Source organism: Variovorax sp. TBS-050B (genome assembly GCF_029893635.1).
Classification (GTDB): Bacteria; Pseudomonadota; Gammaproteobacteria; order Burkholderiales; family Burkholderiaceae_C; genus Variovorax.
In genome coordinates, this window is sequence record NZ_JARXYR010000002.1 from 1,663,556 (window position 1) to 1,678,482 (window position 14,927).

Consider the following 14,927-nt stretch of genomic DNA (forward strand, 5'->3'; position numbering starts at 1 on the left):
TCTCCATGCAAACCGAGCTCGCCCCCGAATTCCGCGACACCGACGACGGCCGCGAGGCCGAGGCCATCCTGCGCAAGTGCGTGCACTGCGGCTTCTGCACCGCGACCTGCCCGACCTACCAACTGCTCGGCGACGAGCTCGACGGTCCGCGCGGCCGCATCTACCTGATGAAGCAGGTGCTCGAAGGCCAGCCGCCGACCCGCAGCACGCAGCTGCACCTCGACCGCTGCCTGACCTGCCGCAACTGCGAGAGCACCTGCCCGAGCGGCGTGCAGTACGGCCACCTGGTCGACATCGGCCGCCGCATCGTGGACGAGAAGGTGCCGCGCCCGCCCCTGGAGTCGGCCAGGCGCTGGCTGCTGAAGGAGGGCCTGCCGTCGCCGCTCTTCGGTCCCGCGATGAAGCTCGGCCAGTCGGTGCGCGGCCTGCTGCCCGCGGCACTGCAGGCCAAGGTGCCACCGAAGCAGGCGGCCGGGCGCTGGCCCACCGCCACCCATGCGCGCAAGGTGCTGATGCTCGCGGGCTGCGTGCAGCCCGCGATGATGCCCAACATCAACAGCGCCACCGCGCGCGTGCTCGATGCGGCCGGCATCCAGACCGTGCTCGCGCCCGAGGCCGGCTGCTGCGGCGCGGTCAAGTTCCATCTCAACGACCAGGAAGGCGGCAAGGCGCAGATGCGCGCCAACGTCGACGCCTGGTGGCCGCTGGTCGAGCGCCAGGAGGTCGAGGCCATCGTGATGAACGCCTCCGGCTGCGGCGTGACGGTGCGCGAATACGGCCATCTGCTGCGCGACGACCCGGCCTATGCCGCCAAGGCCGCGCGCATCAGCGAACTCACGCGCGACCTGAGCGAGCTGCTGCCCGAACTGGTGCCGGCGCTCCGGGACCGCGTGCGCCCGCCCGGGGGCGTGGTGGCCTACCACCCGCCCTGCACGCTGCAGCACGGCCAGAAGCTGCGCGGCGGCGTCGAGACGCATCTGCGCGCCCTCGGCTTCGAGGTGCGCGTGGCGATGAACGAATCGCACCTGTGCTGCGGCTCGGCCGGCACCTACTCGGTGCTGCAGCCCGAACTCGCCTATCCGCTGCGCGACCGCAAGCTCGGCCACCTCACGCAGCTGCAGCCGAGCGTGATCGCCTCGGCCAACATCGGCTGCATCACGCACCTGCAAAGCGGCAGCGGCGCGCTGCCGGTGCGGCACTGGGTGGAGCTGCTCGACGCGGCGCTTTCGGCGGACTGATCGCACAAGGGCGCGGGTGCTGGTCCGACTGGCGCCGCGCGCCCGGCTGCCGCATCATCGCGGCACCCGTTCTGCAAGGAGCCAGCCATGTCCCGTCATTCCGCCTTCCACGTTGCGACCCGGCGCCTGCGGCGCGCGCTGCCGGTCCTGGCCTGCGCCGCCGGCGCGCTGGCCGCGCATGCGCAATCCGGCATGCCGGCCTGGAAGGGCGAGGGCGCGGTGCGCCACGTCTGCGGCGGCATCGGTTCCGACGAGTCGAACGCGATGCGCGCGGCGATGAAGGACCATCCGCTCGCGCTGCTGTTCGCGCGCAACGACGGCGCCTACCTGGCCGACGTGCAGGTCGAGATCAAGGGCGCGGACGGCGCCTCGGCGCTCTCGATGCGCGCCAGCGGCCCGGTGTGCCTGATCGACATTCCCGCGGGCCGCTACACCATCGACGTCACCACCAAGGAAGGCCAGTCCAAGAGCCAGCCGGTGACGGTCGGCGGCGGCTCGAAGACCGCGAGCTTCAGGTTCTGAAGCCTCAGGCCGCCACGGGTGCGGCCAGGGCCTTCTCGATGTCGGCCTCGAGCGAAGCCGGCTTGTCGATCGGCGCATAGCGCGCGATCACGCGGCCGTCGCGCCCGATCAGGAACTTGGTGAAGTTCCACTTGATGGCCGTGCTGCCCAGCAGGCCCGGCTTCTCCTTCACGAGCCACTGGTAGAGCGGCGCCGCGCCGGGGCCCTTGACCTCGATCTTCTCCATCATCGGAAAGCTCACGCCGTAGTTGGTCGTGCAGAAGGCGCCGATCTCCTCGTTGCTGCCGGGGTCCTGCGAACCGAACTGGTTGGACGGAAAGCCCAGCACCACCAGCCCCTGGCCGGCGTACTTGCGGTGCAGCGCCTCGAGGCCCTCGAACTGCGGCGTGAAGCCGCACTGGCTCGCGGTGTTGACGATCAGCAGCACCTTGCCGCGATAGTCCGAAAGGTGCACGGGCTGGCCGTCGATGCGGCGGGCCTCGAAGTCGTAGATGCTGTCGGGCATGGAGGCTCCTCAGGTGGCGGAGGGGAGCCGATCATCGCGCGGCGGGGGCGTTCGCGCAAACGCCGACCACGCGGCGGCCAAGACGATCAGCGCGCCGCCCGCGAGGATGCGCGGGCTCATCGTGGCCGCGCCGAGCGCTACCGACGACACGCTCGCGAACAGCACCTCCGACAGCATGATCACCGCCGTGGCGCTGGCCGCGAGCCGCGCCGCGCCGTACTGCAGGCAGAAGTTCGCGATCACGAATCCGCTGCCGAGCAGCAGCGCCCAGCCGATCCAGCCCGGCGTTGCCGCGAGCGGCGACGCGAAGGCGCCGAGCGCTGTGCCGGTGCACGCCGCCGTGCCCGCGACCAGTGCGCAGCCGCCGAACATCGCGAGCGCGCGCGATTCGCCGGGCGCATGGCGCAGATGGCGCAGCACGATGTTGGTCACCGCGAAGCCGAAGCCCGCCGCGAGCCCGAGCCAGTCGGGCAGACTCGAAGGCACCGGCCAGTCGACCCCGGGGGCCTTCAGCACCACGACCACGCCCCCGAGCGCCAGCGCCACGCGCGCCAGCGCGCCGGCCGTGGGTCGTTCGCCGAGGAAGATCCAGCCCAGCAGCACGCTCCACAGCGGCATCATGTAGAACAGCAGCACCACCCGCACCACGTCGCCCTGCGTCACCGCCCAGTTAAAGCCCAGGTTGGTGAAGCCCGCCGCGAGCCCGAGCAGCACCAGCATCGGGAACGCGACGAAGCCGCGCCACGCCCTGCGCAGCAGCAGGCCCATGCCGAGCGAAATCACCGCGTAGATCAGGAAGGTGGTCCACACCGGATGGAGGCCGTGGGCCTCGATGTGGCGGAACGGAAGCCAGGAGACGCCCCAGACGAAGGCGTTGAAGATGAGGGCAAGAGCTGGCATATTGTTGCTCGCCCCCAGGCTACGCGCACTTCGTGTCGCTTCGCCAACCCCCTGCCGGGGGCAACACCAGCGGCCCGGCGAAGCCGGTTCCGCGGTGTTCGCGATGGGAGCGAAGGCAGGGGCGAGGAATGGCTAGTGGTGTTTATCGCTGCGGGCGATGGCGAGCAGGTGCTCGACTTCCTCGGGATGCTTGCGCAGGTTGTGGTGATGCCAGCGCTGGATGATCCACATGCAGCCCGCGACCACGCCGCCGAAGGCGCCGATGGGCCGCGAAGGCCGAGAGGCCGAGGCCGGTGCAGGCGCTGTAGAAGCCGCCGAGCAGCAGGATGCAGGCCTGCTCGTTGAAGTTCTGCACCGCGATCGAGCGGCCCGCGCCCATCAGGTTGTGGCCGCGGTGCTGCAGCAGCGCGTTCATCGGCACCACCAGGAAGCCGCCGAGCCCGCCGAGCAGGATCAGGAACGGCACCGCGATCCAGACGCTGCTGATCAGGTTCATGCTGATGACCAGCAGGCCCATGCCGATGCCCATCGGGATCACGCGCGTCGCCATGTCGAGCCGCATGCGCATCGACGCGACGATGGCGCCCACGGCCATGCCGATGGTCACCACGCCCGTGAGCGCGGTGGCCTGGGTGGTGTTGTAGTCGAGCGCGAGCGCGGCCCAGGCCAGCACGATGTACTTGAGGTTGGCGCCCGCGCCCCAGAACAGCGTGGTGGTGGCGAGCGAGATCTGCCCGAGCTTGTCGCGCCACAGGCGTGCGTTGCAGTGCCAGAAGTCGGGCAGCAGCGCGAGCATGTTGCGCGCGAGGCCGTGGGCCGGGTCGGCGCGCAGCGGCCGCATTTCGACGCCGGTGCTCGGGATGCGGGTGTTGAACCAGGCCGCGAGCGCGTAGACGAAGATCAGCACCGAGATCGCGGCCTCGGCGGGCGAGTCCACGCCGGTATCGATCAGCGGGATGTCGATGGCGAGCAGTTGGCTCGACACCGCATGGCCCACGAGCGAACCGCCGAGCACGATGCCCAGCAGGATCGAGGCGATGGTCAGGCCCTCGATCCAGCCGTTGGCCTTGACCAGCTGCGAGGCCGGCAGCAGCTCGGTCAGGATGCCGTACTTGGCCGGCGAGTACGCGGCGGCGCCCAGCCCCACGATCGAATACGCCAGCAGCGGATGCGAGCCGAAGAGCATCATCACGCAGCCGATCACCTTGATCGCGTTGCTGATGAACATCACCCGGCCCTTGGGCAGGGCGTCGGCGAAGGCGCCCACGAGCGGCGCGAGCACCACGTAGAACACCGCGAAGATCGGCACCAGCGCGGCGCGTTGCCATTCGGCCGCCCCGGTGCTGCGCATCAGCTCCACCGCCACGACAAAGATCGCGTTGTCGGCCAGCGACGAAAAGAACTGGGCCGACATGATCGTGTAGAAACCGCGCTTCATCGATGGGCTGGCTGGCCAGTGAGGGCTGGCAGTAGTGAAAAAGATCGCGTCGTTTTTGGCGAATGGGCGGTTATAGCATGGGGGTACGACAGGCAAACCCGCATGGACACACAGAACGGCCCTGCCCGCGAAGGTGCTAAAAACCCGACTTCATCACCCGAGATTCCCCATGCCGCGCCCCATTCTCGCCACCGTGCACACCGCTGCGCTCCGCCACAACCTCGATCGCGCGCGGCGCGCGGCTGTCGATGCCCGCGTCTGGGCCGTGGTCAAGTGCAATGCCTATGGCCATGGCATCGAGCGGGTCTACGAAGGGCTGCGCGGCGCCGACGGCTTCGCGCTGCTGGACCTGGACGAGGCCGAGCGCGTGCGGGCGCTGGGCTGGCGCGGGCCGGTGCTGCTGCTCGAAGGCGTGTTCGAGGCGCGCGACCTCGAACTCTGCTCGCGCCTCGACCTCTGGCACACGGTGCACTGCGACGAGCAGATCGACATGCTCGCGGCGCACAAGACACTCAAGCCGCAGCGCGTGTTCCTCAAGATGAATTCGGGCATGAACCGCCTGGGCTTCGCGCCCGAGCGCTTCGCCGCGGCGTGGACGCGGCTCAACGCGCTGCCGCAGGTGGACGAGATCTCGCTCATGACGCACTTCAGCGACGCCGACGGCGAGCGCGGCATTGCGCACCAGCTCGAAGTGTTCGAGCGCGCCACCCGCGACCTGCCTGGCGAGCGTTCGATCGCCAACAGCGCCGCCACGCTGCGGCATGCGGCCCAGGCGCGCGGCGACTGGGTGCGTCCCGGCATCCTGCTCTACGGCAGCGCGCCCGACTTTTCCCGCGCACGACGCCGCGCACTGGCAGCTCCAGCCCACGATGACGCTCTCGACCAGGCTGCTCTCGGTGCAGACGCTCAGTGCCGGCGACACCATCGGCTACGGCTCGCGCTTCACGGCCGAGGGCCCGCTGACCATCGGCGTGGCCGCGGTCGGCTACGGCGACGGCTATCCGCGCCACTGCGACACCGGCACGCCGGTGCTGGTGAACGGCGTGCGCACGCGCATGGTGGGCCGCGTGAGCATGGACATGATCACCGTCGACCTCACGCCCGTGCCCGATGCGAGGTTCGGCAGCGAGGTCACGCTCTGGGGCCGCTCGGCCGTCAACGGCGCGCTGCTCCCGATCGACGAGGTCGCGCAGGCGGCCGGCACCGTCGGCTACGAGCTGATGTGCGCGGTGGCGCAGCGGGTGCCGTTCGCGCCGGTCGCGGACGAATGAAGGTTCTCTCCAACTGGCGCTCGGTGCGCCTGTGGGAAACGCAGTTCGAGCGCGAGCTTCACCGCCGGCACAGCCTGCGCACGCACGGCATCCTGATCGGCAGCTTCACGCTGCTGCTGATGTGGGGCGTGTCGGCGCTGCAGATGCATCTGCTCGCGGTCGATTCGCTCGCGGTGCGCTACGTGCTCACGCTCGGCGCGGGCTACCTGGGCTACCTGCTGGTGCTGCGCTGGTGGGCGCAGCGGCTGGTCGAGGGCCGCACCTCGATCGCGCCCGATCCCGGCGACGTGGTCGAGGTGGCCGACATGGCCTTCGACGCCGGCCGCGCGGCCGGCGGCGGCGGGGAGGGCGGCCTGCTGTCGGATGCCGCGAGCGGCGCTTTCGAGGCCGCGGGCGCGGCCGACGAGGGCGCGGTGGTCGTGGTGCCCGTGGTCGCGGTGTTCCTGGTCTGCCTAGCGGTGGTGCTCGGCGCGGGTTCGCTGGTGCTGCTGTACTTCAGCTGGGATGCGCTGCTCGCGGTGGCGATCGAGCTCGCGTTCAGCTACGTCTCGGCGCGCGCGCCGCGGTGCGCGTGGCGCGCGAAGGCTGGCTCATGGCCGCGGTGCGGCTGACCTGGAAGCCGCTGCTCGGGGCGGTCGCCTGCGCGGTGCTGCTCGGCGCGAGCATCGACCACTTCATGCCCGAGGTGCGCACCCTGCCCGAGGCGGTGCGCATGCTGCGCGCGCGCTGAACCTCGGGGACAGTGCCGTGGACCTGCGGACGCTGCGCTACTTCATCGCCGTGCTCGAAGCCGGCAGCCTTTCGCGCGCGGCCGGTTCGCTCTACATCGCGCAGCCCGCGCTCACCGCGCAGATCAAGAAGCTCGAGGCCGAGCTCGGCGCGCAACTGTTCGACCGCTCGCATGCGGGCGTCACGCCCACGCCCGCGGGCATGCAGCTCTACGAAGACGCGCGCCGCCTGCTGTCCGATGCCGACGCGGTGCGCGAGCGCATCCAGCGGCTGCCGCAGGGGCCCGAGGGTTCGGTGACCGTGGCCGTGCCCTTCCTGATCGCCTCGCTGCTGCTCGGGCCGGTGCTGGCCGCGCTCAAGGCCAGCCATCCGCGCATCCGCGTGTTCGTGCTCGACGACCTGAGCCTGATGGTGAAGAAGGCCATGCTCGACCGCCGCGCCGACGTCGGCATCCTCGTCGACACGCCGCAGGTCGAGGGGCTCGACTGCCGCCCGCTCGCGCGCGAATCGATCTTCGTCTGCGGCCTCGACCACGGCGGCGCGCTCGCGGCGCACCTGAAGCCCGCGAAGCGCGGCGCCCGCGGGACGGCGCGGCCCGAGGTCGCCTTCGCCGACGCCGCGCGGCTGCCGCTGGTGCTGCAGTCGCGCCGCTTCGCGATCCGCCAGCGCGTGGAGGAGGCCGCCGCCGCGCTTGGCGTGCCGCTGAACCTCGCGCACGAGCACGACTCGGCGCGCGTGATCCGCTCGCTCTACGGCTGTGGCGCGGGCTACACCTTCACGCCCGCCTGCGCGCTCGGCGACAGCCCGCAGGGCGGCGCCGACTGGGTGGTGGCGCGCGTGGTCGAGCCCGCGCTGCAGCGCAGCTACGTCATCGCCACGCCGGCCGACCGCGCGATCGACCCGGCCGCGCAGGTGGTTGCAGAGGCGCTGGTCGACCAGACCGCGCGGCTGATCCGCGAAGGCCGCTGGGAGGCCGAGCTGCTCGCCGCGCCGGACGCAGCGCGGGCATAGCGGCGCGCGCGGCGCACCGCCCAAGCCATCAATCCGATTGATGGCCGGGCATCAGCAAACGGTATTTCCTCTGCGCCGCTGCTTTGCGGGACAGTGGCGCATCGCATGGCCGCACGGCGCATGCATGCATCCAGGAGACAACACGTGCCACACCCCACCACACGGGTCGCCAACGTCGGCGAACTCGTCTCGCGCAGCGCGCGCATCCATGCCCGCCAGACCGCGCTGCGCACCGGCGCGCAGAGCCTGAGCTACGAGGCGCTCGACCGCCGCTCCAACCGCCTCGCCAACGCGCTGCTCGGCTGCGGCCTCGCGCGCGGCGACCGCGTCGGCATCTACCTGCCGAACTGCATGGAGATCGTCGAGATCGAGCTCGCCTGCTACAAGGCCGCGCTCGTGAAGGCGCCGTTCAACGCGCGGCTCTCGCCCGCCGAGGTGGGCGAGATCGTCGCCAACAGCGGCGCCGCGCTGATCGTCACCACGGCCGAGCGTGCCGAGGCCTTCCTGCCGCACCTGAAGGCCGGGGAGCCGGTGCCGAAGCTGGTCTTCGTCGACGGGCCCGAGAGCGCGCCCACGTCCTATGCCGGCCTGCTGGCGCGCGCGAGCGATGCCTTCGAGGCCGCCGCGGTCGAGGCCGACGAGGTCGCGGTGCTGCACTACACCTCGGGCTCCTCGGGCGTGCTCAAGGCCGCGATGCAGACCTTCGGCAACCGGCTCGCGCAACTGCGCAAGTTCCTCATGCGCTCCGAAGGCATGCGCGAAGGCCATCTGCTCGGGCTGGTCGGGCCGATCACCCATGCCTCGGGCATGCAGATCGTGCCGGCGCTGTGCAGCGGCGCCACGATCCGGCTGTTCTCGGGCTTCGAGCCGGGCCGCTTCCTGGCCGACATGAAGGCCGACCGCGTGACCCACACCTTCATGGTGCCGACCATGATCAACATGCTGCTCGGCGAACTCGAAGGGCAGTACCGCCCGCTGCCCGACCTGCAGCGCCTGGGCTATGGCGCCGCACCGATGGCGCCGGCGCGCATCCTGCGCGCGATGGACGTGTTCGGCCCGGTGCTCTCGCAGGGCTACGGCGCCGGCGAGACCACCTCGGGCGTCTGCGGCCTGAGCGTGGAGGACCACCTGTTCGCGCGCGCCGCGGCGCCCGAGCGGCTCGCCTCCTGCGGCCGGCCCTTCCTCGAATCGAAGGTCGAGATCGTGGACGATGCGGGCGAGCCCGTGGCCGCGGGCGAGATCGGCGAGATCGTGGTGGGCGGCCCCGACATCTTCGCCGGCTACTGGCGCGCGCCCGAGCTCACGGCCGAGGTGCTGAAGAACGGCCGCTACCACACGGGCGACCTCGCGCGCATGGACGCGGACGGCTTCGTTTACATCGTCGACCGCAAGAAGGACATGGTCATCAGCGGCGGCTTCAACGTCTATCCCTCCGAGGTCGAGGCGGTGCTCTACCAGCACGAGGCGATCGCCGACGCCTGCGTGTTCGCCGTGCCCGACGAGAAGTGGGGCGAGGCCGTGGCCGCGCACGTGGTGCTCAAGCCCGGCCATGCGCTCGACGGCGGTGCGCTCGACGCCTTCTGCGCCCAGCGGCTCGGCGGCTTCAAGCGGCCGCGCCGCGTGGAATTCGTCGAAGCACTGCCGAAGAACCCCAACGGCAAGGTCGCGCGCAAGCAGATCCAGGCGCCCTACTGGGCCGGCCAAAGCCGCATGGTGAATTGAATGAGACACCCCCCATGCCGCTTCGCGGCTCCCCCCTCTCTCGCCTTCGGCGGGAGGGGCGCGCACCCGGTGGCCTGGCAGAGCCAGTTCCACGGGTGCCCTGGAGGCTTCGCTGCGCTCGCCGCGCGATGGACAACTGAGAAGGAAGGGACCGCATCATGACTTCGACCCCCACCCGGGACGGCAACGTCCGCCCCTTCGAGGGCTCGGAGCGCGCCGCCGCGCTGATCGGCCGCATCGAGGACTTCCTGCACGGCGAACTGGCCGCGCTCGCGCGCGCGCACGGCGTCGACCAGGAGCACGGCGCGAGCCGCGAACTGCTGCAGCAGGTCTGGCGCCGCTCGCACGAACTCGGCTTCTACGGCATGACGCTGCCCGAGGCCATGGGCGGCCTCGGCCTCTCGGTGCTCGACCATGTGCTGATCAAGGAAGCGATCTATGCGAGCGGCTCGCCGTTCGCGCCGCACGTGTTCGGCGAACTCAGCGGGCCGCCGCGCGTGGGCGCGCTGGTGCGCAAGGCCACGCCGCACCACATGCAGAACTTCATCCTGCCGGTGGCGCGCGCCGAGAAGGCGATCTGCTTCGCGCTGACCGAGGCCGAGGCCGGCTCCGACGCGGGCGCGGTGCAGACGCGCGCGGTGCGCGACGGCGAGCATTTCGTGCTCGACGGCCGCAAGCGCTTCATCTCGGGCTCGCCCTTCGCCGACTTCGCGGTGCTCATGGCCTCCACCGCGAGCGACTCGGCCCAGCGCGAGGTCACGGCCTTCTTCGTCGACCTGAAGCAGGCCGGCGTGCGCGTCGAGGCCGGCTACAAGACCATGGCGGGGCAGTCGCACACCGGCGACATCGTGCTCGAGAACTGCCGCATTCCCGCGGCCAACCTGATCGGCGAGCCGGGCCGCGGCCTCGCGCTCGCGCTCGGGCGCATCACCGTCAACCGGCTGCTGCATTGCCCCGCGATGGTAGGCCTGGCCGCGGTGGCGCTGCGCGATGCCTGCGCCTACGCGGGCCAGCGCCGGCAGTTCGGCCGCGCGATCGGCCAGTTCCAGGCGATCCAGCACATGCTGGCCGACATGGCGACCGAGCTCGCCGCGGCGCGCGCGCTGATGATCTCGACCGCGCGCCAGATCGACGCCGGCTCGGAAGCGCGCGCCGAGGCCTCGATGGCCAAGCTGTTCTGTTCCGAGGCCGCGTTCCGCATCGCCGACCGCGCGGTGCAGATCCATGGCGGCGAAGGCATCGTGCAGGGGCGGCGCGTGGAGTTCCTGTTCCGCATGCTGCGCATGTACCGCGTGCTCACGGGCACCAGCGAGATCCAGCGCAACACCATCGCGCGCGAGCTGCTCGGCGAGCCGGGCTGACGCGGGCGACGGCGACAACGACGACATAAAAAGGAGACGAGACATGAACGAGATGCTGCTGCACCGACGCCGCCGTTTGCTGGCGGCCGCGGTCGCCACCGCGCTGCTGCCGGCCGCCGCGGGCGCGCTGGCCGCCGAGGCCGAATGGCCCGAGCGCCCCATCAAGTGGGTGGTGCCCTACCTCGCGGGCACCGGCCCCGACATCACCGCGCGCGTGCTCGCCGAGGCCGTGGGCCCGCTGCTGGGCCAGCCGGTGGTGATCGAGAACAAGGCCGGCGCGGGCGGCAACATCGGCGCGCGGCTGGTGGCACGCGCCGCGCCCGACGGCTACACCTGGATCTACTCGGCCGCGCCGATGGCCGCGAACATGCGCATGTACCGCAATCCCGGCTACGACGCGCTCAAGGACTTCCGCCACATCATGCGCGTGTCGACCTCCGACATCGTGCTGGTGGTGAACAGCGCGGCCGGCATCGCGAGCCTGGACGATCTCGCGGCGAAGGCGCGCGCCCGGCCGGGCGCGCTCGACTACGCCTCGGGCGGCGTCGGCACGCCCTCGCACCTGGGCGTGGAGCTGCTGCTGGCCGCGCTCGGCGTGCAGGCCACGCACGTCCCCTACAAGGGCGCCTCGGAACTCGTCAACGCGATCCTCGGCAACCAGGTTAGCTTCGGCACGCCGATCCTGTCTGTCGCCTACCCGCAGATCCAGGCCGGCAAGCTCAAGGCCCTGGCCGTCGCCGGCGCCGAGCGCAACCCCAAGCTGCCGGGCGTGCCCACGCTCGCCGAGCTCGGCGTGAAGGGGGTCGAACTCACGTCCTGGGGCGGCATCTCGGTGCCCGCCGGCACGCCCGACGCCATCGCCGCGCGCATCCGCACCGCCTTCGAAAAGGCCCTCGCCATGCCCGCGGTGCAGGCCGGCCTGACCGAGAACGGCGGGCAGGCCGCGCCGCTGGCCGCGCCCGAGTACACGCGCGGGTTCACCAAGGAGATGCAGCTGACCGAGGCGATGATGAAACAGGCCAAGTTGCAGCCGCAGTGAAGGCGGACTGCCGGACGCAGAGGACGCGAAGGTTTCGCGAAGGACGCGAAAGGGAGAAGAAAAAAGAGAAGTTGAAGGGCGCCCAGGATGACCGGAGTGCCGAACGGCACACTTGGCGCGGAACGGATGCCTGCACGAGGCGAGGCGACAGAACACCCCGAAATCCTTTCGAATCCTTTCGCGTCCTTCGCGGAATCTTCGCGTCCTCTGCGTTCGGCTGTCCGAATTCAGTAAAGCCCCAGCTGCCGAGCCTGCAGCCTCGAAAGTCCGAGCAGCGCATCGGTGAACGGCGTCGCCACCGCAGTCAGCTCGCCGAGTTCGCGCACCACGGTCACGAGCGCGTCGAGCTCGACCGCGCGGCCGGCTTCGACGTCCTGCAGCATCGAGGTCTTGAAGGCGCCGAGCTTCTTCGTGACCTCGTGGCGGTCCTCGGGGCTTTGCGCGATCTCGATGCCGATGCGCCGTCCGATCTCCTTGGCCTCGAGCATCACGGCCGAGATGAAGCCGCGCACGAAGTCGTCGCCCATGATGAGGTCGGTGGTCGCGCCGGTGAGCGCGCTGATCGGATTGACCGTCATGTTGCCCCAGAGCTTGAACCAGACGTCACGCTGGATCTGCGGCGAGAGCGTGGCGTCGATGCCGGCGCGCTGCAGCAGCGCCACCAGCTTCTGCACGCGCGGCGTGGCCTCGCCCGAGGGCTCTCGCCGACGATCAGGCCGTTGCCGAAATGGTGGCGCACCACGCCGGGCGCATCGAGCGAGCAGCTGCAGTGCACCACGCCGCCGATCACGTGGGCGGCCGGAATGGCGCGTGCGATCGCGCCGTCGGGGTCGACCGCCGCGAGCCGGTGGCCGGTGATCGGGCCGCCGAAGCCGCCTTCGAGGAACCACCAGGGCACGCCGTTCATCGCGGTCAGCACCACGGTGTCGGGCCCGATCAGCGGTCCGATGCGCTCGGCCACGCCCGCGAGCGCGGGCGCTTTCACGGCAACGACCACGAGGTCCTGCACGCCGAGCGCCTCCGGGTCGGCCACCGCATGCACCGGCACGCGCGTGCGCAGGTCGCCGCGCATCAGCGAGAGCCCGTCCTGCTGCAGCGCCTCGAGCGTGGCGCCGCGCGCCACCACGTTGAGCCGTTCACCGGCCGTGGCCAGGCCGACGCCGATCCATCCGCCGATCGCGCCGGCGCCGTAGATGCAGATTTTCATTTCAGTTTTCCATGACGCCGCACGGGAGGCGGAGTTGCTCCCTCCCCCTCTGGGGGAGGGTGGGGGTGGGGGCCAGCGGCGCTCCACCTGCGCGCGCCGTGCCTGCCCCCATCCCTGCCTTCCCCCAGAGGGGGAAGGAGCCTGGCGCGCTGAACGTGGTGCACAGGTTCACTTCAGCGCTTGTAGCTCGGGTCGATGCGGTCGACCTGCCGCACCAGCGCGTCGAACACGTCCTGCCCGGCGCCGTGCTTGGGGTTGAACTGCAGCGCGTCGCGCGTGCAGCGTTGCGCGATCTCCTCGCTCACGGGGATCGCGGCGCCCATCGAGAAGGTGGCCATCTGGATCTCGCAGGCGCGCTGCAGCGTCCAGAGGATCGCGAAGGTTTGCGGCAGCGTCCGGCCCCAGGCCAGCAGGCCGTGGTTGCGCAGGATCACCGCTTGGCGGTTGCCGATGCTGCGCAGCAGGCGCGGGCCTTCGTCGGCATGGATGGTGATGCCCTCGAAGTCATGGTAGGCCACCATGTCGTGCAGCTGCGCGGTATAGAAATTGGTCTGCTGCAGGCCGCCCTGCAGGCAGGCCACGGCCACGCCGGCCGTGGTGTGCGTGTGCATCACGCAGTGGGCGCCTTCGAGCCCGTCGTGGATCGCGGCATGCACCGTGAAGCCCGCCGGGTTCACCGGGTGGGTCGAACCGTCGAGCACCCGGCCCTGCAGGTCGATCTTCACGAGGTTGCTCGCGGTGACCTCGCTGTAGTGCAGGCCGAAGGGGTTGATGAGGAACTGCTTCTCGCCGCCCGTCACGCTGTCGGGCAGCCGCACCGTGATGTGGTTGTAGATCATCTCGGTCCAGCCCAGCATCGCGAACACGCGGTAGCAGGCCGCGAGCTCTTCGCGCGCGGCGCGTTCGTCGGGATGGAGCGAGGGATGGACCAGCGCCGAGGGCGCGGTGGCGGGTGCGTTCATGGCAGTTCCTTCATGGTGTTCAACCCTCAGCAGTGAAGCCGACTTCCTTGACGATCGGCGCCCACTTGGCGGTGTCCTTCTTGAGCAGCTCGGTCAGCTCGCCCGGCGTCGACGACATGGCTTCGAGGCCGAAGGTGCCGAGGCCGTCGATCACGTCCTTCTGCGCGAGCGCGTTCTTCATCGCGGTGTTGAGCTTCGCGACCACCTCGGGCGAGGCCTTGGCGGGCAGGAAGAAGGCGAACCATTCGCTGTGCGCCATGTCCTTGATGCCCTGCTCGCCGAAGGTCGGCACGTCGGGCGCGAAGCGGCTGCGCTTGGCGCCCGAGACGCCGAGGATGCGCACCTTGCCCGAAGCCAGGTGCTGCGTGATGTCGCCGATCGGGCCCGAGACGGCCGAGATGTTGCCGCCGAGCAGGTCGAGCATGGCCGGCTGCGTGCCGCGGTAGGCCGCATGCTTGAGCTCGACGCCGCCCTTCTTGCCGAGCAGCGCGCCGATGAAGTGCGGCGTGGAGCCCGCGGCGGGCGAGCCGTAGTTGGCGCCCGTGGGGTTGGCCTTGGCCCAGGCGAGGAACTCGGGCACGGTCTTGACGCTCGCGGGCACCGAGGGGCCGACCGCGAAGCCGAAGTCGAAGATGCAGGCGATGCTGACCGGCGTCAGGTCGACCATCGGGTCGTAGGGCAGCTTCTTGTAGATGTGCGGATAGATCGTGAGGATCGAGGTCGGCGTCTGCAGGATCGTCGCGCCGTCGGCCGGCCGGCCCTTGACGTAGCTGACCGCGATCTGGCCGCCGGCGCCGGTGCGGTTCTCGACCACGGCCGTCTTCGCGTACTCGGGGCTGAGCTTGGTCGCCACGCGGCGGCAGGTGGTGTCGGAGGTGCCGCCGGCCGCGAAGCCGGTGACGATGGTGGCGGTCTCGATGCCGGCCTGCGCGAAGGCCTGCTGGCCGAGGCTCGCGAGCAGCGCCGAGGCGCCGGTGGTCTGCAGCAGCTGGCGGCGGGTGAAGGTCATGATGGGTCTCTCT

Annotated in this window: 10 protein-coding genes and 4 pseudogenes; 8 read left to right on the forward strand and 6 right to left on the reverse strand. The window is 70.7% G+C overall.

Annotation, left to right across the window (positions count from 1 at the left end; genetic code table 11):
* The first annotated feature begins 5 nt into the window (after positions 1 to 5).
* Entirely contained in the window at positions 6 to 1,238 is a 1,233-nt protein-coding gene (glcF, locus tag M2165_RS10940) for a glycolate oxidase subunit GlcF (protein ID WP_280814665.1), read from the forward strand.
* 87 nt (positions 1,239 to 1,325) lie between these two features.
* A complete protein-coding gene (locus M2165_RS10945; RefSeq protein ID WP_280814666.1) occupies positions 1,326 to 1,760 on the forward strand; it encodes a carboxypeptidase regulatory-like domain-containing protein in 435 nt (144 codons plus the stop codon).
* A 4-nt stretch (positions 1,761 to 1,764) separates the two neighbouring features.
* Here the strand turns inward: M2165_RS10945 and M2165_RS10950 are convergent, their stop codons facing one another.
* The 3 genes and pseudogenes from M2165_RS10950 to lplT form a co-directional block, all read right to left on the reverse strand.
* Positions 1,765 to 2,265, reverse strand: coding sequence for a glutathione peroxidase (locus M2165_RS10950; RefSeq protein ID WP_280814667.1), 501 nt, complete (start codon positions 2,263 to 2,265; stop codon positions 1,765 to 1,767).
* A gap of 9 nt (positions 2,266 to 2,274) precedes the next feature.
* Positions 2,275 to 3,165: a DMT family transporter gene (locus tag M2165_RS10955; RefSeq protein ID WP_280814668.1), complete on the reverse strand. Its 891-nt coding sequence runs from the start codon at positions 3,163 to 3,165 to the stop codon at positions 2,275 to 2,277.
* Between the two features lie 132 nt (positions 3,166 to 3,297).
* Positions 3,298 to 4,603: pseudogene (lplT, locus tag M2165_RS10960) on the reverse strand (lysophospholipid transporter LplT).
* A 169-nt stretch (positions 4,604 to 4,772) separates the two neighbouring features.
* Here lplT and alr point away from each other — a divergent pair.
* From alr to M2165_RS10990, 6 genes and pseudogenes are all read left to right on the forward strand, one after another.
* Positions 4,773 to 5,874 (forward strand): annotated as a pseudogene (gene alr, locus M2165_RS10965) (alanine racemase).
* A pseudogene (locus tag M2165_RS10970) lies at positions 5,871 to 6,604 on the forward strand (hypothetical protein). The pseudogenes alr and M2165_RS10970 overlap by 4 nt, the downstream one beginning before the upstream one ends.
* 17 nt (positions 6,605 to 6,621) lie before the next feature.
* Positions 6,622 to 7,614, forward strand: a complete 993-nt coding sequence (locus tag M2165_RS10975; protein WP_280814669.1) for a LysR family transcriptional regulator — start codon at positions 6,622 to 6,624, stop codon at positions 7,612 to 7,614.
* A 120-nt stretch (positions 7,615 to 7,734) separates the two neighbouring features.
* The gene (locus M2165_RS10980) at positions 7,735 to 9,336 is read left to right on the forward strand and encodes an AMP-binding protein (protein WP_280817514.1); all 1,602 of its coding nucleotides are present in this window, start codon (positions 7,735 to 7,737) and stop codon (positions 9,334 to 9,336) included.
* Between the two features lie 158 nt (positions 9,337 to 9,494).
* Positions 9,495 to 10,697 carry an acyl-CoA dehydrogenase family protein gene (locus M2165_RS10985; protein WP_280814670.1) on the forward strand — a complete coding sequence of 401 codons (1,203 nt, stop codon included), beginning with the start codon at positions 9,495 to 9,497 and terminating at the stop codon, positions 10,695 to 10,697.
* 43 nt (positions 10,698 to 10,740) lie between these two features.
* Entirely contained in the window at positions 10,741 to 11,736 is a 996-nt protein-coding gene (locus tag M2165_RS10990; protein WP_280814671.1) for a tripartite tricarboxylate transporter substrate binding protein, read from the forward strand.
* A gap of 227 nt (positions 11,737 to 11,963) precedes the next feature.
* Here the strand turns inward: M2165_RS10990 and M2165_RS10995 are convergent.
* From M2165_RS10995 to M2165_RS11005, 3 genes and pseudogenes are all read right to left on the reverse strand, one after another.
* Positions 11,964 to 12,943: pseudogene (locus tag M2165_RS10995) on the reverse strand (2-dehydropantoate 2-reductase).
* 173 nt (positions 12,944 to 13,116) lie between these two features.
* Complete coding sequence (locus M2165_RS11000; RefSeq protein ID WP_280814672.1) at positions 13,117 to 13,905, reverse strand: class II aldolase/adducin family protein; 789 nt, start codon at positions 13,903 to 13,905, stop codon at positions 13,117 to 13,119.
* Between the two features lie 19 nt (positions 13,906 to 13,924).
* Positions 13,925 to 14,914 (reverse strand): Bug family tripartite tricarboxylate transporter substrate binding protein, encoded by a 990-nt coding sequence (locus M2165_RS11005; RefSeq protein WP_280814673.1) that lies wholly within the window; start codon positions 14,912 to 14,914, stop codon positions 13,925 to 13,927.
* Positions 14,915 to 14,927 lie beyond the last annotated feature (13 nt).